Here is a 21067-nt window from a genome sequence, read left to right as displayed (position 1 = left end):
CATATAATAATTATTATGTTTTAAGTTTCTTTTATAGAATTTTTTACTTGTATCATCTCTTTTGGAAATACATTTTCTAGTATTTTTATGCCTTCATCTTCTTGATTATTTGGTGAATTAGTTGTCATTTGGGATTTTAACTCTATTCTTATATTTACATTTTGATCAGTTATATTATTTATAACGCTTTTTATATATGATTTTTCATCATCTCTATTTAATCTATCCTTTATAAATTTGAATTTATCCTCTACAAGCATTACAAGTGTATTGTTATCCATTTCAAAATCATTGATTTCTTTTAACATAGCTTGAATAGACATCTGTTTATCATTTTTCATATACTCTAATATCTCCGGCCATACATTTTCTATTTCTGTAACGTTCGGATCTTTAGGTTTTCTTGTTTCTTTGATGTATTTCTCATTTTTAGATATATCATTTCTAGGGATACTAGCTCTGTTATTTATATTATTATCATTTTTGGATATACTTACACCATTTTTTATTATATTTTCTATATTTTGTATTCTAGTTAAAATAGAATCATCCTCTAATTTAAGTACAGGTTGGGATAATTTCATTATAGCTATTTCAAGTGATATTCTAGAATTAGAAGAATATTTTATATTATTTTGAGTATCAGATAATAAATTAATTATTCTTATTACATTGTTTAAATCTACACTTTCAGATTGATTTTTTAGTAAGTCTATAGTCTCTACTGGTAAATTTATTATTTCATATAATTCATGGGATACTTTACAAACCATTAGATTTCTGAAGTGATCTATTAAATCTGTTAAAAAATTCTTTATATCTTTACCACAAATTATTAATTCATTCAATAATTCAAGTGCATGCTTAGTATCTTGTTTTATTATATATTCACTCATATCAAATAAAAAATCTATATTAACAGTTCCAAGAAGATTGACTACATCAGAATACTTAATTTCATTTTCACTATATGACACACATTGATCTAATATACTCAGAGCATCTCTTAATGCTCCTCCTGAATTTCTAGCTATCAAGTTCAATGCTTTTTCTTCTACTTGAATATTTAAGTCGTCACATATTTTTTTCATACGTATAACTATATCATCTACTTTAACTCTTTTGAAATCGTATTTTTGACATCTAGATAATATTGTAGCAGGTATTTTATGCGCCTCAGTAGTTGCAAGTATAAATATTATATAGTAAGGAGGCTCTTCTAATGTCTTTAATAATGCATTAAATGCTCCTTGAGATAACATATGAACCTCATCTATTATATAAACTTTATATTTTCCTTTTGTCGGAGGATACTTTACATTTTCCCTTAATTCCCTTATATCATCTACTCCATTATTAGATGCCGCATCTATTTCAACAACATCCATTATACTGTCATTTAATATTCCCTTACAAATTTCACATTCGTTACATGGCTCATGATTACTTGGATTTATACAATTAACCGCTCTTGCAAATATCTTAGCAGTAGATGTCTTCCCAGTACCTCTTGTTCCAGAAAACAAGTATGCATGAGCTATATTATTATTATCTATTTGATTTTTTAGTGTTTTTGTTATATGTTCTTGGCCTATAACATCCTCAAATTTTAATGGCCTATATACTCTATATAATGCCTTATGCATAAAATCACCTCTATGTATATTCATTCTTATATATTATATACTAAAAAAAAAAAGACTTCTATGGGGGAAGAAGCCTTCTAAATAGGGGAGAAATTGAAAATATATTTAATTTTCTTTTATATTATTATCATTTTTCAGATTTATATACATTAAAAATTCATATACTCGCTAACGCGGTGACTCATGTCGCCAACAAGTATAACAACTCTGTTGCTTATACTTGGTTTCTATTATAGTTCTCTTACGCATAAATAAAGTCTCTATTATAAAATAGAGACTTTGTTTTTTATATTAAATGCTGTGCACCATATATTGTCCTAACCCCATAAACGTTACCTAGACAGTTAACTCAATTTAGGCAACCCTACGGCACATGAAAGTGATCACTTACCGTTGCTTCCTTCCGGACCTGGCGGAGTTCATGAGCTTTCATTGCGTAGGACCCAAACATCATCACCACTTATCTAGGGCAGCTCTACAGGAATTAGGCCTCCATATGGAATTCAACCCTGCTATAGCGGATTGCAGGTTACAGGGCACCGCTACCTCCCCGTCTAGCACAGCAAACTTTAAAATCATTTTTAATTTTTATTGGCGGAGAAAGCGGGATTCGAACCCGCGATACAGTTTCCCGTATACACGCTTTCCAGGCGTGCTCCTTAAACCGACTCGGACATCTCTCCTTAACGCTTTCTTAGTTTCCTAAAGAAATTCTTTATAATAGAAGATGTTGCATCTTCTAATACTCCAAATGTTATATCTACATCTTTATTTTGTAAGAAATCTTGTTTTAATTTGAGCTTATACTCAGAATCTAAAGTCTTAGTATTTTTAGTTCCAATCACTAAAGTTTTTATTCTAGATTCGTTTATAGCTCCCAAACACATAATACACGGCTCCATAGTAACATATAATCTGCATCCTATAAGCCTCCATCCTCCTAATACTTTTGCAGCTTCTCTTATAGCGAGTATTTCTGCATGTGCTGTTGGATCCTTCATTGTTTCTCTTAAATTATGTGCTCTTGCTATTATTTCATTATCTTTTACTATAATAGCTCCTATGGGAATCTCTTCTTTTAAATAAGCTTTATGAGCTTCTTTTAAAGCTTCTTTCATGTAAAAAGAATCTTCCATATTTCCTCCTAAGCTTATATAGTACCATTATGATTTGACTTCTATATCTTTATTATTGAAGTTGACAATTTCTATAATACCATATCTATTTTAATTTTTCAACTTTTATTATCTTACTATTAATGTATATTATGTATTTTTATATATTTTATTCATGGTATAGGGTTTTACATTCAAACCCTATACCAATCAAATTTCACTTGATTATTTAGTTATTTCTTCTACTCCACCCATATATCCTCTTAAAACTTCTGGTACTACTACTGAACCATCAGCTTGTTGATAGTTTTCAAGTATTGCAGCAAGAGCTCTTCCTATTGCAACTCCTGATCCATTAAGAGTATGAACATACTCTGCTTTAGCCTTTTTATCTCTTTTAAATCTTATTCCAGCTCTTCTAGCTTGGAAATCTTCAAAGTTTGAACAAGAAGATATTTCTACGTATCTATTATAGCTTGGCATCCAAACTTCTAAATCATATTTAAATGCAGCTGTAAAACCTAAATCTCCAGTACATATCTTAACAACTCTGTAAGGAAGATTTAATAATTGAAGAACTTTTTCTGCATCATTTGTAAGCTTTTCAAGTGTTTCATAAGAATCCTCTGGCTTTACAAAGTGAACTAACTCAACCTTATTAAATTGATGTTGTCTTACAAGACCTCTTGTATCTCTACCTGCAGATCCTGCTTCTGATCTAAAGCATGGTGTGTAAGCGCAATATTGTATAGGAAGAGTTTCTCCATCTATTATTTGATTTCTATGAATATTTGTAACTGGTACTTCTGCTGTTGGAATTAAGAAATATTCTTTTCCTTCTATCTTAAACATATCTTCTTCAAACTTTGGAAGTTGTCCTGTTCCAACAAAGCTATCTCTATTAGCCATAAATGGAGGTAGTACTTCGCTGTATCCTGCTGTTGTATGAGTATCTAAGAAGAAGTTTATTAAAGATCTTTCTAGTCTAGCACCTAAGTTTTTATATAATGTAAACCTTGACCCTGTTATTTTTGATGCAGTTTCAAAATCTAATATTTCAAGATCTGTACCTATATCCCAGTGAGCTTTTGATTCAAAATCAAATTTCGTTGGTTCTCCCCATTTTCTAATTTCTACGTTGTCATCATCCGTTGTCCCTTGTGGAACATTTGGATTAGGTACATTAGGTATTCTCATTAAATTATATTCTATCTTGCCTTCTACTTCTCTAACCTTTTCATCTAGAACTTTTATTTCATCAGAAAGTTCTTTTAATTTAGCCATTATTTCAGTAGTATCTTTTCCTTCTTTCTTAAACTTAGGAATTTCTTTTGATGCTACATTTTGCTCATTCTTCATTTTCTCAACTTCTTGTAAAATTTCTTTTCTTTGATCGTCTAATTCTAATACTAAATCTAAATCAAAATCTTTTTCTCCACGTCTTCCCATAGCTTTTTTTATTGCGTCTAAATCATTTCTTATTCTTTTTATATCTAACATTATTACTCCTCCTTGTATTTTTTTTATATTTCCTTAAGCATAAAAAAAGCCCCCGTCCCTATGAAGGGACGAAAGCTTATATCTTCCGCGTTGCCACCCTGATTGGTTATTAAAAACCCTCTCAATGTCTTTAACGACGACCACCGTTCAAACCTACTTTATTTCAGCTTGACAGCTCCAGAATGGATTCAAAAGTAACTGACGTGAGTTTCCACCAACCACTCACTCTCTGATGACAATTATCTCTTTACTAGTTTCTTTCACAGCTTTTTAAAATTATTATAAACTATTTGTTGTTTATTATACGCACTTTATCAAATTATTTCAAGTGTAATTTTATATTTTTTAGAAAAAAATTAGTTTAATAATTCTCACAATGCACCTCAAAATACCCCTGACCCACCTTACAAACTGGACATAGATTAGGTGCTAATTCTCCTTCGTGTACATATCCACATACTCTACACTTCCATAATGTTTTTTCTTTCTTTTCGAATACTTCATTATTTTTAACATTTTCAGCAAGCTTTAAATATCTTTCTTCATGCTCTTTCTCAACCTTTGCTATCATATTAAACGAAGCTGCAATAGCGCTAAATCCTTCTTCCTTTGCTGTTTGAGCAAAGTGAGGATATAACTTATCCCACTCTTCATTTTCACCCATTGCAGCATATTTAAGATTTTCCAAAGTAGTATTTTTTCCAATAGGATATGTAGCAGCAACATCTACAGGTACAGGAAATTCTTCTCCCTCTAAACCTTCTTTTATATGGTCAAAAAATATTTCTGCATGTATCTTTTCATTATCTGCAGTTTCTAAAAATAATTCAGTTATTTGATCATATCCTTCTTCACTTGCTATTTCAGCATAAAACGTATATCTATTTCTAGCTTGAGATTCTCCAGCAAAAGCCTTCATTAGATTTTCTAGTGTCTTAGTTCCTTTTAATTTCATAAAAAATGCCTCCTCTTAATTCAAACTTTCATACAAATTAAGTGTAGGCATTTTTTACATTTTTTATTCCATTTTATGGTTTATTTTTCTATTTCTAATTGTTTATGATATACAACACTTTGAGGATATGGTATCTCTATCCCATTTTTGTCAAATTCATACTTTATTTTTTCCATTAAATAATAATACTCATCCCAATAATCAGCTGTTTTAACCCAAGGTCTTGCAGCTATATTTATAGAGCTATCTGCAAGTTCGTGAACTCCAATTATAGGCTCTATATCTTTTAAAATTTTCTTATCTTCATCAAATACTTTTTTAATTATATTTTTTGCAGTTCTTATGTCACTATCATAAGATATTCCAAATATAAAATCTATTCTTCTTTTACCTTGTAATGTGAAATTTGTTATATTGTCTGATGTTAATTTGGCATTTGGAACTATTATTGTTTTGTTGTCTGGTGTTTTGAGTATCGTATTGAATATTTGAATCTCCTCAACGCTTCCCTCTGTAGATGCACCTTGTATATAATCCCCGGTTCTAAATGGCTTAAATATAAGAATCAATATTCCAGATGCAAAATTTGATAATGTACCTTGGAACGCAAGCCCTACAGCAAACCCAGAAGCCCCTAAAACAGCTACAAATGAAGTTGTAGACATCCCTAGGTTATTAAGTGCTGATACACTCACAAATACTATACAAAGTACATATACAAGCTGTGAAACAAACGAAATCAACGATTTATCTATGTTGGATTTTTTTAGAAACCTATTAGTTATATTCTTTATTTTTTTTGAAAAAAACATTCCAAATACTACTATAAATATTGATCCTAGAATATTCATTCCATACTTAGCTACATCTACTTGAATGCCTTTTAATATCTCAAATGTCTCTATACTCATTATCTAGTCTCCTTATATTATACTTTTAACTAAACTATTGTTACTCATTTGCCAACTTATTTAATATATCTCCAAGTTCCTTTAGGTATCTTCCATACGCTTCAAAATTTCCTTCTTTTAAACTACTTCCAGCTTTGTTATATAAATCGTTAGCTTTCTTAATTAATTGATCTTTATCTAAGTCAACATTAGGCTCATCTGTTGTTTCATCTATTATAACATTTTGATTATCTGATTTGAACATGGTATTTAATGCCTCTTGTAGTGTATCCCTCATAACTACCTTATCTTTATAGGCTACAAATATTTTTTCTACTGCTGGTATACTATTTTGTGCATCTGATTTAATGTATAAAGGCTCAACATACAGTATAGAGTTTTCAATAGGTATAGTAAGTAGTGTGCCTCTTATAACAGTAGATCCCCCTGTATTCCATTGAGTTAAATCCTTAGATATCTCAGGATCTTTATCAATTTTTGCCTCTATTTGCTCAGGACCTAGTATATTCTTATCTTTAGGGAATTTATATACTATAAGCTGACCGTATTTATCCTCATCATTTCTTGCTACAAATAATGCTGTCATATTTTGTTTTCTCTGTGGAGTATATGGTATAGTAAGTAAAAACTCCGCCTCGTCCTCATTAGGAAGTTTGAAAGTTATATAGTTTGATTCTATATCTAAAGATTCACCTTCTTCTTGACTTTGAGTGTTTTTAGATTTCTTAGCCACTTCCCACTTGTCTTCCTTGTTATAAAATACCTCTGTATCTTTCATATGATAAGTCTCATATACTTTAGCTTGTATATCAAATATAATTTGAGGATATCTCATATGTTTCTTTATATCTTTAGGCATATCATTCATAGATTTAAATAAATTAGGGAATATCTTGTTATACGTATTTATCATAGGATCATTTTTATCAGCTATATAAAAATCTGTAGTTCCATCATAAGCATCTATAACGACTTTAAATGAATTTCTTATATAGTTTATGCCATTATTTGAGTATGGTTGAGAATATGGATATTTAGATGTATGAGTATATCCATCTATCATCCAGTACATCTTCCCATTAGATATTACTAGATATGGATCTTCATCAAATGCTAAAAATGGAGCTATCTTTCTAACTCTTTTTTTTATATTTCTATTTAGAATTATCTTACTATTAGAGTCTATACTTGAAGCTACTAGGAATTTCAAGCTTCCTTGGTCTATACTGTATAATATTCTATTAAATAGAGTAAGATTTATACCCGCTTTTCCCTTGTATTCAGAAAAAGCATTAGTTTCTCCTTTAGGATAGTCAAATTCTTTTTCTGATGTATTTGTAACTATATAATCATCAGTAAGCTCTCCAAAGTATATTTCGGGTCTATTAATATCTAATCCTTCAACTAAAGATACAGGTGGTATATCCTTTATAACCATTTTAGGCTCTCCACCAGGAGTTATTTCATTTACTGGTGACATAGTAAGTCCATATCCATGAGTATATTTTATGTGCTTATTAAGCCAAGTTTTTGCCTGCTCATCTAATCTATCTTGATCTATCTCTCTAGCCGATAAAAATACTTGATTCAGCTTACCATCGATCATATATCTATCAATATCAACATCATTAAAATGATAGTATGGTCTTAATGTCTGAAGCTGATTATAAGTTTCTTTAGTCGGTTTATAATCATTTATACTTATATTACTTAGAGTCTGCTCATTTTTTAATATATCTTCTATAGTTATATTTTGTTCAGCTAAGAAGTTTTCTTCTTTTACTTCATTAAGATTATATGCATTCTTAGTATAATTTATATTGTACTCTAAGAATTTCTTTTCTTTTGCTATCTCGTTTGGAGATACTATAAAGTTTTGAACTCCAGCTTGTATTGCCGAAGAGCTTATACTTATAATTATTAGTATTATCGGTCCTATAAGCAGTGTTCTTAGCCTTCTCTTCTTATAAGCTATTACAACGAATAAAGCTGATGCTAATGCTACTATAGCAGATAATCTATATACCCATAGATTTATATTAACATCAGTATAGCTTGCACCATAAGCTACTCCTCTTGGAGAATAAAGAAGTTCAAATGATGTCAAATAACTCTTAATAGCTATTATTATAAAGAACGCGACTCCTATAACCGCTATTTGATTTAATGCAAGATTTAAAACATTCTTTAATATATCTCCTATATTGGATATATCATGTAAGTTTCTAACATTATCATCAAACTGATTTCCTTTCTTGAACGACGCTAACATTAGATAATATACAATAGTTATTATAAATAAAAATACTAATAACCCTACTATTATGTTTAATATTTGATTTATTAAAGGTAACTTAAATACATAAAACGAAATATCATTATTAAATATAGGGTCCTTTATATTGAATAATGTTGCATTTGTAAATTGAAGTATCTCCATCCATAAGCTTGATGATATCCTCAAGCTAAAAAGCAAAGATATAATAATTGTTCCTAATAAAGTTATAATCCTTATAGGTTTTTCCTCTTCTTTAGAAGTTACTACATTCATATGTAGATAATAACTTTTCTTTATTCCAGTTAAATATATATATATTAGTATTCCTAATATAAAGAATATAGGAACTGCTATATATAATTTTGAAAATATTTGTTTTATAAAAGTAGATGTATATCCCACTTCTTTAAACCAGTTGTAGTCGGATAGAAAAGTAATTATTTGAGAAAAAAATCCAACCACTGTAATTGCCATTAATACAAGCAATGCTGTAAGTATTCTTTTAGATTTACTCACATGAATCCCCCTTTCAGATTTTAAATTTTATTTACTCATGTTAAATATTTCATATATTAATTTTTATTACTAGTAGTATACCAAAAAATATATTGATTATATACTTCATTTGATTATATAATCAATATATTTTTCGACTTATATGTTTGGAAGATGTTTTTATTAGATGTATTTGACCTGAATTTATCAGAAAAGTATAAGTTTAGAATATAAAAATCATATTTTGTAATTTCCTAGGAAATAGAAGTGTTCTCATATTAAATTTGATATATCTTGAAAGATGAAGAAATTTCTAAAACAATATTATTTAATATATATTATTCTACTACATTAACAATTTCTAAAATCCATTTTTCAAATTCATCACACAATTCTTCAAAATTATTACATTCTTCATCTATTCTTAGATATTTATTATCTTCTGTAGAATTTTCTAAATATTTTATAATTTTCTCATCTAAAATACAATTATCACAACAATCATAAAATACTATTTCACTATTATCTTTTAGAGAATAGCCATAACCTACAAATACAGTGCCATTAATAATGCATTCTGGATGGCCGTGTCCTTTATACAAATCAAAATTAATTTTTGAATTATTAATATCTTTCATAAATTCAATTAAATTTTCATAGTTAACATAAAATCCTTGTAAATCACTTAAATTAACACTATCTTTTAAATTTCTTATAGTTAGATGTAAGTCTATAATTTCTTTGCTCCAATTATTTTGATCTATATCTTTTAATATATTCCATTCCTTTTTAAAGAAATTTAATATATGCTCTTCATCTACTTTTTCACTATAAATTATGGCATATTTCATCTTTTTACCTAATGTCATAATAATCCTCGCTCCTTATAAATTTCTAATTATTTTTAATTAATCACATATATCTAATTTATTTACAACTAATTTTATTTTAATAATTACAAAAAATATTTGACAGTAGTTGAATAAAACTATTATGAATAGTATACTATAAGTATAATAAAAGTTAGAAATATACTTAACAAAAAGAATTATAGTCTATTTCACAGTAGAGTGTAGTTCCAATTAATTCAATAATTAATCATTTTTCTTGAACTTGATTTTTATATCAAGCTCAAAGCCACCCTTACTGGCATTCGGGTGGCTTTTTACTTTATCGTATATATAATTGGTAATTAAACCAAATATAATAGTAAAAATAGAATCCATACTTCATCACCTCCTTCCATTCAGAAGTAGGTTTTTTTAGTATGGAACCACCCTCTATAGACTATAATTCCTATTAACTATTATAACACAATGTATCTTTCATATGTTTTTTTGGAACAACTTATTCTATAATTATAAAATAAACATATACTTACTTTTTCTAATCATATCCACAAACTTTTTAAATAACAAGTATAATCTATAATATTCCTTATACAAAAATCAGAACCACCTTTAAATAAGTTCAGATATTCCTTAACACTTATTTGCTCATATATCATATCTTCTTATATTTGATTTTTTGTATATTCTTTAATCACTTTTATATTTTTTTCTCTAGTTGCTACATATTATACTTTATCTTGAAATTCTAATTTCTATATTGATTTATCTTTTAAATTTGCCCTATTTATACACATTAAAATTATTTTTTGAATATATTTAATTGCTTATATAATGACTCTATTATAAGATTTTACTTTTCATTTATAAAATACTGATATATAATAAAAATGTAAAAATATAGGCTATTAAGGAGGAAAACATGGAGAAAAGAAATTTTAATATATTACATAATATGAAAGATAAAAGAATTAACTGTTATTCAATTATGATGTCAATGGAAGTACATGATTATTTAGAACTAATAGAAAAAGCATACAAAGAAAACGGCGGAATAGAAGGTCAAAGACAACCTTTAAAAACAAAGTCTGCAAAAAGAATTAGAGAAACTATGAAAAATGATATAGAAAAAGGTACTGTACTTCCACCATTAGTAATAGGTTGTGTTATAGATAATTTAGATGATGTTGGTCATTGTCTTGAAGATATAAATAATGAATTATGTAAAAAAACAATATATGAACTATTATCACAAAATACATTGAGTATAATAGATGGAATGCAAAGAACAACTGCTTTAAAGGAAATATGTGATCATACTGAGGACTTTTCATTTTCTTTGAGAATAGAATTATGGATTACTAATTCTGCTAATAGTTTAATATATAGAATGCTAGTATTAAATACAGGTCAAATATCTTGGGGATTAAAAAAACAGCTAGAAGTTGTATTTTCTCATGTAAAAAAAGAACTTCAAAGCAAAATAGACGGGATTGATTTAATAGAAAGTACTGATAGGTCTAGAGCAACAAAACCAAAAAAATATCAATTGAGTCACTTGGTTGAATTGTACCTCAGTTATTCTACTAGAAAACATGACGTCAACCTAAATGAAAAGGTAACTGAAGAATTTGCTAAACAAGATATAATAGAAAGAAGTTATGACGACGACCACTTGAAATATTTCATTGGATTAATAAAACATTTAGTAAATCTAGATGAAATATTCTTCAAAGATAACGGAGTGGATAAAAGGCTATTTGGGGACCAATATGCAAGAATAGGATTTATAGTATCACTGTCTAAGGAGATTTTTGGAAGACCCGGAAAACACTACGATAGCAATATAATAGCTAAAAACTATACAAAATTAGATGAAAGGCTAGAACTTTTTATAACTAAACTAAAAGAAAAAAATCCAGATGATTTAAATAAATTCTATCAGGCTGATTGGTTAAAAGATTCAACAAATCATTTAAACAAAAAGCAACTACCTGAATTTTATGAAAGAGCATTTAAATCATTAATTGAAGAAGATTTTGATTTGGAAAAAATAGATAATATGGAAATCTGTTGGAGAGCATAATCTAGAAAGGTATAATAATAATGTCAAAAAGTTATAGAAGTATAATGAAAAACTTAAAAAATTATATAGAATCAACTTTTAATGTAGTGATATCGGAGAAAAATTTAAATATAGATTATAAAACCTATACTAAAAGTTATAAGAAAACAGAATACGAAAAAGAACTAGATGAAGATGCAAAAGACTGGTTTCAAAACATTAAATTATATGATTTTGATTATACTTTTTTTAATGAAAAAGTTATTTTTTTCAAATATATTAATCAAAAACAAAATTCACATAAACAAGGAACTTATATGCTATACTCATCACTAGAAAAAATAGATTTTCCTCCAGAATTAAATAGTTTTATGGAAAATGTAGAATTAAATTTAGGTATGTTTTTAAGTTTATTTGAAAAAGAAAAAGTAGATTGGTATCCTTTAACAATAAATGATATTTCTAATGATGCTCTAATTGATATTCTTGATTTAAAGTATGATTCTAATACAGTAAATCATGAATTTGGAGATATTTTAGGTTTATTTGGGTCTATTTCTGTTTTCAAGATAAAAGAAGAATTTTTAGACAATAACTCTGATTTAATAGACTTAGAAAATTTTAAATTTAGAACTTTAGGTATTTTAAAAGCAAATCAAAAACAGAATAATATTTTAAAAGGTTCTTATTTATCAATGGAATCTATAGAAGAATATAAAAAAGTATTTATAAATGATGTTAATAAATTTCCATATGAAAATTTATATCTTAGCTTAAATCATAATTCTCCAAAATATATTGTAAGACGATACGCAAAATGATAATTTATATAAAATGATATAAGTATTGATTTTAAAAGGTTTGAAAAGATTTTATACAAAGGAAGCAAACTGATAAAGAAGACTATTTTTCCTTTGATTCAAAATAGAATAATTATAGGAGTTTATAAGTTTTTTAAATGCTAGACATATTGTATTATAGGTAAATAAGGGATATTTCAAAAATATGTATATAGAAATAAAAAAAGTAGTTAATCTTTTTACTAAGGAACTACTTTTTTTATTTTGAAACATATTTAATTACTATTTTTAAAAAATATTAGAATATTTCTCAAAGATTCATCTATATCATTAACTTTTAAATTATATATTTCTTCTAATTGGTTTTCTTCAAAACTAATTTGATTCCCATTTGAGATTTTATGAAAAGATTTTACCATATTATTTATATTATTCAATATAATTTCTACTAGTTTTAGATATTCTAACTTTTTTTCATGCTCTACAAAACCTATATCAATAATCTCCGAAAAAATAATATCTAATTGGGAAGCTCTTGAGCGAATTAGTGGATTATTACTTTGCAAAAGATTATTAAATTTACTTGTTGCACCAAGTAAATTTAACTCAGTTAATTCTTCTAATTCATATATGTATTTAGGTTCTTCTCCATTTTTTAACCAAAATTCATTAATTTCAAATTCTTTACAAATAAGCTTAACAAGAGCATCAGAAGGGACTGTTTTTCCTTTTTCAATTTTAGATATATGAGCATTTGTAACACCTATCCTTTTAGCAAATTCAACTTGAGTAAGATTATAGTCTTTTCTAATTATATTAATTCTCGTATTTATAGTATACATAAGCACCTCCAAAAATAAACTAATTCAACTTGGTTATTGACAAATCAACTCAGTTGAATTAATATAATATTAACTAAGTTGATTATAAATCAACCGTAAACATGTTGCAAGGAGTTGATTTTGTTGAAATTTAAAGATTTAGGAGAAATTATAGCCCACAATTTACAAAAACAAGATAAAAGTCAAACGTGGCTAGCAGAAATCACAGGAGTAACAAAAAGTCATATTTGTCATATCATAGCTGGCAGATGTAAGCCATCAACAAAACTACTACTCAAAATATCAAAGACATTAGATATTGATATTAAAATTATGCTGGAATTATTATAGTATAAGAATCAAAATCAAAGTAGGTGGTAATATGGTTTGGGTTACACCCAAAGAAGTATCTGAGTTAATGTTAATTACAGAAAGAGCTGTAAGACAACATGTGAAAAAGGGAAACTTTAATGATAATTATCGGTATATTGATGGTAACGGAAGAGGGAGAGGAGGAAAAATTCTACAAATCTTACTTACTGCATTACCAGAATATGCTCAAGCAAAATACTATAAAAAATTTGTTGAGGATGAAGAAAAAATAAAGATTATACCTCAAAAACAACTTAATGGAATTGAAAAATATACAGTTAGCCAAAAAGAAAAAGGACAAAGAAGAGCTAATGTAATTGAGAGGTACAAGAAATTTGAAAAAAATAAAATTAAATTAGGAGAAAAGTCAAAAACAAAGATAAAAGAAATGTTTATCGAGTTATGGAATAGTGAACATCCTGAATTTACTTTATCCATCGCCTCTTTATACAAATGGTTAAAGAAGTCTAAAACTGCAAATCCTGATAAGTTAGTAGATAAAAGAGGTGGACATAATAGAGGAAAAAGCTCTATTCCAGAAGAAATGTGGGATTTATTTTGTAAATACTATCTAAGACAAACACAACCGACTATTAAATCCTGTTATGAAGCTGTAAGACTTGAAGCAAACTCAAAAGGAATTACAATTCCCTCATGCAAGGCTTTTGAATATGCAGTTAAAAAGATTCCAGAATCAATTTTAACGATTGGTAGAGAGGGAATGAAAGCCTTTGAAGATACTTGTGTCCCTTATGCAGAAAGAGATTATACAACACTTGAATCTAATGAATTATGGGTATCAGACCATCACCTTTGGGATGTTCATGTTCTAGTTAAAGTTAATGGAGAATATAAAAAGGTAAGACCTTGGGGAAGTTATTGGATGGATATGCGTTCTAATATTATGGTATCAGGACTTTTAAGAGACCAGACACCTAATTCAGATGCTGTTTTATGTAGCTTTGCACAAGGGGTAAAAAATTATGGAATCCCAAAGGCTGTATACCTTGATAATGGTAAAGATTATAAAGCTCTTGACCTGTTTAATTCAGACAAAGACAGAACAAAAGCAGCATCTTTAGCTGTACAAATGGATTTAGATGTTCATTATGCAATACCATATAATGCAAAGGCAAAACCTCTTGAGAGGACTTTTAAAACCCTTGAAAGTCAGTTTTCTAAACTCTTTAAATCATATCTAGGTATGAATGCTGTTAAGAGACCTGTTGACCTTAAATATCTTGGATTAGAAGAATATCCTACACTTGAAGAGTTTAAGGAAATACACGACCAATGGATAGAAGAGTTCTATAATAGAAGTCCTCACAATGGACTTGAGATGAATGGTAAAACACCAGAGGAAGTATTTGTTATAAATTTAAAGGAAAAAAGAACTGCACCAGAGGATGTATTAAGACTTTGGCTTATGCGTACTACAAGACCTCGTAAGGTACATAGAAATGGTGTTACTATTGATAAGGTAAATTATTACTCTACTGATATGGTAATGCTTATTGGAAAAGAAGTTTATATAAGATATAACCCAGATGATAAAGAAGTTGTATATATATATGACCTCAATGATAATCCTCTTTGTACTGCATTAAAGAGAAAAAAAATGTCTTTTAATCCTACCAAAGAGGAATACAAACAGTTGGCAAGTGAAAAGAAAACAGCAAGACGACTAGTTAAAGAAGCTCTACCAAATAAAGATGATTATATTGGAAGTATTGAAAATATTAAAGATATTTTAGAAATGAAAAAAGAAGAAAACGAGCAAAAGAATATATCACAAAATATAAATCCTACAGTCATTGTACCTGTTCGTAATAGTAAGCTTGAAGCTGCTAGTAAAAGGTTTGATATGGATACTATTGAGAAAATGAAAGAGGATGCACTTATAAAACAGGAAGAGCAAGAGGAACAAAATACTCAAAAACTAAAATCATATGCTCAAGCATTAAATAAATTTTATGAAGAAGGACTTAAAACATCAATAAAATAAATGGTAAAGGAGTTAATACTATGAATAATTATTCTAAACTTGATAATCAAACAAAAACACCTAAATTTGCATCTACAAATGCTGCTGAAGCTATAATGCTTGCTACAAGATTTGCTCATGCTAATAGAGATATATCTCTTATCTATGGTGAGGCAGGGTTAGGAAAGTCATTTTCCCTTAATCACTATGCAAATACACATGATAAAGTTATTTATGTAGAAGCAAGAGAATGCGATAGGTCAACAAAAGGTATTGCAGAAAGAATTCTAAAGTCAATGGGAAAAAGTAAAACAGGAACTGATAGAGTTCTTATAGATACTATAATTGAAACTTTGAAGGGTTCTGAAAAGCTATTAATAGTAGATGAAGCTCAACATCTAGGACTTAGAGCAATCGAAAATATGAGAGCTATAAATGATGAAGCTAAAATAGGCATAGTCTTATGTGGTAACCCTACTGTATATGATAGAATGCATGGAAAAGGACAAGCACACTTTGCACAGCTCTTTAGCCGACTTGGCATCAAAAGGAGAATATCAGAACCCACAAGAAAAGATATTGAAAAAATCTTTACTAAATTTAACCTAGATAATAGTTGTATAGATTTTTTACATGCTATGTCTCTTTCATGGGGAGGTCTTAGAAACTCCATAAAGATTTTTAAAATGGCTTATGACCTTTCCTCTGCATCAAGTGAAACCCTTTCATTAGCTCATTTTGAAACTGCTTATCAGTTCAAAAATGGCGAAGAATAAAAAGATTAAATAAACAGTGTTGCACCACTGTTTATTTAAATATTATGCCATATTTCAAAGTTTTATTCAATAAATTAAAGGAGATGGAACAAATGGGCAGAAAAATCGAACTCATAACCCAAGCACAGAAAAAAAAGATTTGGGTAGAAGCTAAAAAACTTGGAATAAGCAAAGATGGTTTATATAAATTAATACTAGATAATTACGAAAAAGAACATATGTCAAACCTTACAAAGCAAGAAGGTATTGAAATTATAGATTGTTTTATTGAATTGAATGAAGAAGAACAAAATGATAAAAGAGAAGGAATGATAACTAATAGTCAGGAATGGAAAATAGATTTGTTAAGAGCAAAGCTTGGATGGGATATAGACCATTTAAATAAATTCATAAAGAAGTATGCTCATGTTGAACATATTAACTGGCTTACTTTAAATGGAGCATCAAATATTATAGAAGGATTAAAAAATATAGAAAAGAGAACAAATGAAGAAAAATCAGATATTTCAAGGGGGTAGATTATATGCATTATGAAGTTAAAAAAACAAATTATATAACATGTGATGATAATTATATAAATCCTATCGCTGTTTTTTTAAATAAAGAAGGTTTAGATACAGAAGATGTATTTAAATTCATAGATGATATGGAAGAAAACATAAGCAAAGGAAATACTTTTGATACAGAATACTTTAAAGAAGCAAAGGACTATATAGATAATTGGAAAAATGAAGAAGATACGTATGACGCATATAGAAAATTCAATTACTATATAGATAAATTGCAATGGCTTAAAGTTAAAAACGCAAAGACTTCTTACTATAATGAAAGAAGAAAAATAGAGAATGAGATTATAAGTAATTATCCTGATTTAAAATATCCTATCTTAAATCTTGGTGTTTATTCATTAGGATATAGACAAGTTTTAAGAGAACTTTATAAAGAAGCTCTTTTAGATATATTTAGACATTTTGAAGATTAAATATCAGAAATTCTCAAAATAAATTGCAAAAGGAGAGATTGAAATGTTTAATAAAATAGTTTGCAACTTATCAGTTCAAAATGCTAACATAATATATAAATTTTTAAAAATAGGATTCAAATTTCATAATGGACAACCTAACCCATTTATAGAGATATAGTTAGACCCCCGTTATAACGCGTTATAATGGGGGTCTTTCTCTTTTGTAGATAAAATATACTATAGTCACATAAAAATCAATTTAAAAGCATTTAAAGACTTATCTATTATATTGCTTTAAGTCTTCATCAGATACTCCTAAAAGCTTACTGGCATTTGATTCTTCAAACAAATATTTTAAAGCTACTACATCATCAGAAGCATATTTTATTTCACCTAAAGGAACTATTTGAGGAGCATTCCCAAGATATTCTCTAAAATCATCTATATCTTTAAGTGCCATTTTTTTAGCCCACGGCTTCTGCCCAGGTGTAATTTTTCCTGCTTTTATTCCCATAAGAACAAGACTATCTACTTCTTTTTTATGAGATTCTATTTTAATTGAATTCACTTCCATTTCAAGATTTTGTTTCTGATTTACTAATTGCATTATAGTTTTTCTAATATCCTCAACAGTAGATTCATTTGAAAGAGAGAGCATTTTTTTAAGCTCTTTAATAAACTGGTCTACTTCATTTGACTTAGTTGATTTTGGTTCATCTAATTGTGCATCAGAACTATTTATTATGGGTGTCATTCCATCTATTGCAGGTGTATTAGTAAGAGCCACAGAATGAAGTTGTGCTGCTTTTTTATCTGACTTTCTTACATAAATTACAGGTGAAAGATATCTATATTCTTTGTTTTTAAGATACATAGCAGCCTTTTCAGACCATTCTACTTTACCATAGATTCCATCTGTTGATACGTCTAACTCTTTCACCCATCCAGCAGCAGGAGCTTCTACATTTTCAAGAGTTTGATGCTCATAGTCTACAACAATATCAAGTTTTCTATCTTTAAAAGCATTTTCAATTAAATCATACGATTCTACATCAACTACAAAATCTCCTTTTTGAGATTTCACAAGTCCTAAAGGAAGAATTTTTATTTTATCAGGAACACCATCTATTGAGACACTATTTGAAATTAATATATAGTTATTCATTTATTATTTCACATCCTTTTCATATTTATTCATCTATTTCACCTGTAGATCCAAAGACAAGTTGCCAAAGACCATATCCAGCATTACATCTAGAATCAACTCCATAGATATATCTTTTTTCAAAGAAAACATTATCATCTCTTTCACCATCTCTGGCTACAAGTTTTGGAGGTTTTCTATTTTGGAAGATAAAAGGTTTTATTGCTTTTTTAGTGCAAAATAAGAACCATGCATCTGGTGTATCTATTAATTCAGGAACAACAAGAACCTCAGCAGTTCCTTTATAAATATTAGTAGTTGAATTAATCATTTCTGACATTACTATTTGTCTTGCTATTGACTCATTTTGTGGTGATACCACAAGAAGGTCAGGAACAAGCTTCAAAGATTCCCCATCAGAACCTTTAATAGACATCATTTGAACTCTTGCTTCTCCATAACTTTTAGTAGTCAATTTCTTTTTTCCTTTATTGCTTTGTTTTATGTTTCTTGCTCCAATTGAAGTAGGATGATTTTCTGATATTAAAGGCTGTCCATCGTAGCATTTTTCTTGGAATGATTTTGAAAGAAGTCCAAAAACAAGTTTGTCTGGATGCTTTCTAGCACTTTCAGCCAAGTCCTGTATCATAGGTTTGTAAATACCAATTTTATCATCTTCAATATCGTTTCTATCAACCCCTACTGTAAGTTCAAAATCTTTATTTTTAATCGAATATGTATATGCTGATAGATTTTGTATAACTCTATCTCCGACCCATTCTCTCATGCTCGGAAGACTTCCTAACCATGAATAAGTTTCATCTGATGTGCTTGAAGGTATTTCCATTGCTATTTTAGGATACATAATTTCTGTTTTTTCAAAAGTCTTATTAAATATAGTATTGAAATTATTAAATAAATCTTGAAGATTGTGTCTGTTTATTAACATTTTTGTTCCCCCTTTTTATTGTATTGTGAAGTTAAAATTCTTATCCATCTTTCTGAATAACCGTATTTTTTAGCTAACTCTGCATAATTAAAGCCTGTAAATTCTTCTTTTATACATTCAAGTACTTTATCCCTCAAAAGATTTTTTATATTTTGGAAATATACTTGTGAACCTTGGAAAATAAAAGCCATTTTAATAGCTGTATCTAAATCAAAGTTGCTGGCTATTTCAGAGTAAGGAGATGGAAGTTCCTCAATGTTTAATTTTTCTATAATTGATACAATGCCTTCTTCTTCCAAATGTAAGCACCCCCCTTTTCCTATCTAATGAATATTTTATTGAATTTCTTTTAAACTTTCTTTTGAAGCGTTCAACAAAATATTCATTTCTTGTATATACTGTATCAAAGTTTTTCATCACAATCACCTTGTAGTACTTGATAAATTTACTTCTATGAAAAAATTACTAGCTTAATAAGCTAGCAATTTTAGTAATATATATTTTGTTGTATAATGTTTGGAGGGGCATAAATAATTTTTAATTCTAACTAATTTATAATTGGTCTCACTATATCTTTATATGTTCTTAAACTATCTCTATCTATTCTCGTCCTATCATTATCTATTCCGTTCTATCTTGCTGTATCTCATTTTATTTATCAGTTTGTATATCTTTATTTATTAGTTTGTATAGGGAATTACATATATATTTCTAGAAATATATAGAATTATAGAAAAATTATATCCAATTATATATTGCCACATTGTAAAAAAGAAATTAAATATTAAAGATAAAGATTTATTTAAAATACAAGAGTTTATGATGAAAGACTTGATATGGAAACATAAAGAACGATGTTCAATAAATGAAATTTTTAAACATTTAGAAAAAAATCCAATAAACAGAAATTATATAAATAATATTAAAAAATTTAAAAACTATTTATGTAAAGAAGATAAGTCTATATCAAACTGGATTTATGATATACGAAATTCATCAGTTCACCTCAGCTTTAATTACGATGAAGAAAATGGAAAAACAGATATAAAAAAAATATTTAATGGAGAAGACACTCTTATAAAAAATTTAATTCCTCTATTGGTTAACATTTATAATGATTTGTTTGTTTAACATCTCTCTATAAAGAAATTTAACTTACTAAAGATATATTTTTTAAAATTTCAAATACTTAAATAGTCAAAAGTTCTCTGAAATATCTACAATTTGACTATTCAATACAAGACAAAAACATTATAGTTTCATACTATATTAAAACACTATTCTTACAAAATAAAGGATATTAAAATATTATACTGTACCCTATAGAGTGGACACTAAAAAAAGTCTATTCTATAGGGTATTTTTATGTATAATAGAAAAAAAGACGAATGGTGGAAGATAAAATGAGTAATAAAATATTTACAGAAAAAGAAATAAGAATACT

The 21067-nt window shown here is 27.9% G+C and carries 20 protein-coding genes, 1 tRNA gene, 1 other RNA gene and 1 other annotated feature; of the genes, 8 read left to right on the top strand and 14 right to left on the bottom strand.

The annotated features are described in order from the left end of the window. Positions 1-20: 20 nt before the first annotated feature. The 10 genes from dnaX to N4A48_RS14390 all read right to left on the bottom strand — a co-directional run bounded on the left by dnaX (position 21) and on the right by N4A48_RS14390 (position 10126). Positions 21-1646: a DNA polymerase III subunit gamma/tau gene (gene dnaX, locus N4A48_RS14435; protein ID WP_293667101.1), complete on the bottom strand. Its 1626-nt coding sequence runs from the start codon at positions 1644-1646 to the stop codon at positions 21-23. 298 nt (positions 1647-1944) lie between these two features. After that, positions 1945-2209, bottom strand: an RNA gene (gene ffs, locus N4A48_RS14430) — signal recognition particle sRNA large type. A 29-nt stretch (positions 2210-2238) separates the two neighbouring features. Beyond that, a tRNA-Ser gene (locus N4A48_RS14425) sits at positions 2239-2329 on the bottom strand. Beyond that, a complete protein-coding gene (locus N4A48_RS14420; RefSeq protein WP_293667099.1) occupies positions 2330-2782 on the bottom strand; it encodes a nucleoside deaminase in 453 nt (150 codons plus the stop codon). Positions 2783-2986: 204 nt separating this feature from the next. Next, positions 2987-4261 (bottom strand): serine--tRNA ligase, encoded by a 1275-nt coding sequence (serS, locus tag N4A48_RS14415; RefSeq protein ID WP_293667097.1) that lies wholly within the window; start codon positions 4259-4261, stop codon positions 2987-2989. Positions 4262-4322: 61 nt separating this feature from the next. After that, positions 4323-4534 (bottom strand) — a binding site (T-box leader). Between the two features lie 88 nt (positions 4535-4622). Beyond that, positions 4623-5216 carry a rubrerythrin gene (gene rbr, locus N4A48_RS14410; RefSeq protein WP_293667096.1) on the bottom strand — a complete coding sequence of 198 codons (594 nt, stop codon included), beginning with the start codon at positions 5214-5216 and terminating at the stop codon, positions 4623-4625. An 80-nt stretch (positions 5217-5296) separates the two neighbouring features. After that, on the bottom strand, positions 5297-6127 hold the full coding sequence (locus N4A48_RS14405; protein ID WP_293667095.1) for a mechanosensitive ion channel family protein: 831 nt from the start codon (positions 6125-6127) through the stop codon (positions 5297-5299). 40 nt (positions 6128-6167) lie between these two features. Continuing rightward, a complete protein-coding gene (locus N4A48_RS14400) occupies positions 6168-8921 on the bottom strand; it encodes a UPF0182 family membrane protein (RefSeq protein WP_293667093.1) in 2754 nt (917 codons plus the stop codon). A 317-nt stretch (positions 8922-9238) separates the two neighbouring features. After that, positions 9239-9769, bottom strand: a complete 531-nt coding sequence (locus N4A48_RS14395; protein WP_293667092.1) for a hypothetical protein — start codon at positions 9767-9769, stop codon at positions 9239-9241. A gap of 225 nt (positions 9770-9994) precedes the next feature. Beyond that, positions 9995-10126: a hypothetical protein gene (locus N4A48_RS14390; RefSeq protein WP_293667091.1), complete on the bottom strand. Its 132-nt coding sequence runs from the start codon at positions 10124-10126 to the stop codon at positions 9995-9997. Positions 10127-10670: 544 nt separating this feature from the next. On the opposite strand from N4A48_RS14390, the gene N4A48_RS14385 reads away from it, so the two are divergent. Both N4A48_RS14385 and N4A48_RS14380 read left to right on the top strand, forming a co-directional pair. Further along, complete coding sequence (locus tag N4A48_RS14385; RefSeq protein WP_293667090.1) at positions 10671-11834, top strand: hypothetical protein; 1164 nt, start codon at positions 10671-10673, stop codon at positions 11832-11834. A 20-nt stretch (positions 11835-11854) separates the two neighbouring features. Then, positions 11855-12634, top strand: a complete 780-nt coding sequence (locus tag N4A48_RS14380) for a hypothetical protein (protein ID WP_293667089.1) — start codon at positions 11855-11857, stop codon at positions 12632-12634. A 254-nt stretch (positions 12635-12888) separates the two neighbouring features. Here N4A48_RS14380 and N4A48_RS14375 read toward each other — a convergent pair whose 3' ends face one another. Next, entirely contained in the window at positions 12889-13455 is a 567-nt protein-coding gene (locus tag N4A48_RS14375; protein ID WP_293667088.1) for a helix-turn-helix domain-containing protein, read from the bottom strand. A 123-nt stretch (positions 13456-13578) separates the two neighbouring features. On the opposite strand from N4A48_RS14375, the gene N4A48_RS14370 reads away from it, so the two are divergent. The 5 genes from N4A48_RS14370 to N4A48_RS14350 all read left to right on the top strand — a co-directional run bounded on the left by N4A48_RS14370 (position 13579) and on the right by N4A48_RS14350 (position 17548). Then, positions 13579-13785, top strand: a complete 207-nt coding sequence (locus N4A48_RS14370) for a helix-turn-helix domain-containing protein (protein WP_293667087.1) — start codon at positions 13579-13581, stop codon at positions 13783-13785. Positions 13786-13816: 31 nt separating this feature from the next. Continuing rightward, complete coding sequence (locus N4A48_RS14365) at positions 13817-15811, top strand: DNA-binding domain-containing protein (RefSeq protein WP_293667085.1); 1995 nt, start codon at positions 13817-13819, stop codon at positions 15809-15811. Positions 15812-15831: 20 nt separating this feature from the next. Then, complete coding sequence (locus tag N4A48_RS14360; RefSeq protein ID WP_293667084.1) at positions 15832-16566, top strand: AAA family ATPase; 735 nt, start codon at positions 15832-15834, stop codon at positions 16564-16566. Between the two features lie 92 nt (positions 16567-16658). Then, complete coding sequence (locus N4A48_RS14355) at positions 16659-17084, top strand: phage protein GemA/Gp16 family protein (RefSeq protein ID WP_293667082.1); 426 nt, start codon at positions 16659-16661, stop codon at positions 17082-17084. A gap of 5 nt (positions 17085-17089) precedes the next feature. Continuing rightward, positions 17090-17548 (top strand): hypothetical protein, encoded by a 459-nt coding sequence (locus N4A48_RS14350; protein ID WP_293667080.1) that lies wholly within the window; start codon positions 17090-17092, stop codon positions 17546-17548. 259 nt (positions 17549-17807) lie between these two features. Here the strand turns inward: N4A48_RS14350 and N4A48_RS14345 are convergent, their stop codons facing one another. The 3 genes from N4A48_RS14345 to N4A48_RS14335 are packed head-to-tail and all read right to left on the bottom strand — an operon-like array spanning position 17808 to position 19922. Next, positions 17808-18695: a phage protease gene (locus tag N4A48_RS14345; RefSeq protein ID WP_293667078.1), complete on the bottom strand. Its 888-nt coding sequence runs from the start codon at positions 18693-18695 to the stop codon at positions 17808-17810. Positions 18696-18720: 25 nt separating this feature from the next. Beyond that, the gene (locus N4A48_RS14340; RefSeq protein ID WP_293667076.1) at positions 18721-19623 is read right to left on the bottom strand and encodes a Mu-like prophage major head subunit gpT family protein; all 903 of its coding nucleotides are present in this window, start codon (positions 19621-19623) and stop codon (positions 18721-18723) included. Next, on the bottom strand, positions 19617-19922 hold the full coding sequence (locus N4A48_RS14335; RefSeq protein ID WP_293667074.1) for a Mor transcription activator family protein: 306 nt from the start codon (positions 19920-19922) through the stop codon (positions 19617-19619). Before N4A48_RS14335 ends, N4A48_RS14340 begins: the two co-directional genes overlap by 7 nt. Before the next feature lie 520 nt (positions 19923-20442). Between N4A48_RS14335 and N4A48_RS14330 the strand changes: the two genes are divergently transcribed. Further along, positions 20443-20754, top strand: a complete 312-nt coding sequence (locus N4A48_RS14330) for a hypothetical protein (RefSeq protein ID WP_293667072.1) — start codon at positions 20443-20445, stop codon at positions 20752-20754. The last annotated feature ends 313 nt before the right edge of the window (positions 20755-21067 follow it).

Source organism: Tepidibacter sp., from assembly GCF_025210165.1.
Lineage (GTDB): Bacteria > Bacillota > Clostridia > Peptostreptococcales > Peptostreptococcaceae > Tepidibacter_A.
Note: the sequence above shows the minus strand (reverse complement) of the source record. Positions and strands in the feature narration are given on the sequence as shown.

Excerpts from the sequence above, each read along its gene's own strand:
- dnaX (WP_293667101.1), bottom strand. The coding sequence starts at position 1,646 with ATGCATAAGGCATTATATAGAGTATATAGGCCATTAAAATTTGAGGAT.
- N4A48_RS14420 (WP_293667099.1), bottom strand. The coding sequence starts at position 2,782 with ATGGAAGATTCTTTTTACATGAAAGAAGCTTTAAAAGAAGCTCATAAA.
- serS (WP_293667097.1), bottom strand. The coding sequence starts at position 4,261 with ATGTTAGATATAAAAAGAATAAGAAATGATTTAGACGCAATAAAAAAA.
- rbr (WP_293667096.1), bottom strand. The coding sequence starts at position 5,216 with ATGAAATTAAAAGGAACTAAGACACTAGAAAATCTAATGAAGGCTTTT.
- N4A48_RS14405 (WP_293667095.1), bottom strand. The coding sequence starts at position 6,127 with ATGAGTATAGAGACATTTGAGATATTAAAAGGCATTCAAGTAGATGTA.
- N4A48_RS14395 (WP_293667092.1), bottom strand. The coding sequence starts at position 9,769 with ATGACATTAGGTAAAAAGATGAAATATGCCATAATTTATAGTGAAAAA.
- N4A48_RS14390 (WP_293667091.1), bottom strand. The coding sequence starts at position 10,126 with ATGGATTCTATTTTTACTATTATATTTGGTTTAATTACCAATTATATA.
- N4A48_RS14385 (WP_293667090.1), top strand. The coding sequence starts at position 10,671 with ATGGAGAAAAGAAATTTTAATATATTACATAATATGAAAGATAAAAGA.
- N4A48_RS14380 (WP_293667089.1), top strand. The coding sequence starts at position 11,855 with ATGTCAAAAAGTTATAGAAGTATAATGAAAAACTTAAAAAATTATATA.
- N4A48_RS14375 (WP_293667088.1), bottom strand. The coding sequence starts at position 13,455 with ATGTATACTATAAATACGAGAATTAATATAATTAGAAAAGACTATAAT.
- N4A48_RS14365 (WP_293667085.1), top strand. The coding sequence starts at position 13,817 with ATGGTTTGGGTTACACCCAAAGAAGTATCTGAGTTAATGTTAATTACA.
- N4A48_RS14360 (WP_293667084.1), top strand. The coding sequence starts at position 15,832 with ATGAATAATTATTCTAAACTTGATAATCAAACAAAAACACCTAAATTT.
- N4A48_RS14355 (WP_293667082.1), top strand. The coding sequence starts at position 16,659 with ATGGGCAGAAAAATCGAACTCATAACCCAAGCACAGAAAAAAAAGATT.
- N4A48_RS14350 (WP_293667080.1), top strand. The coding sequence starts at position 17,090 with ATGCATTATGAAGTTAAAAAAACAAATTATATAACATGTGATGATAAT.
- N4A48_RS14345 (WP_293667078.1), bottom strand. The coding sequence starts at position 18,695 with ATGAATAACTATATATTAATTTCAAATAGTGTCTCAATAGATGGTGTT.
- N4A48_RS14340 (WP_293667076.1), bottom strand. The coding sequence starts at position 19,623 with ATGTTAATAAACAGACACAATCTTCAAGATTTATTTAATAATTTCAAT.
- N4A48_RS14330 (WP_293667072.1), top strand. The coding sequence starts at position 20,443 with ATGATGAAAGACTTGATATGGAAACATAAAGAACGATGTTCAATAAAT.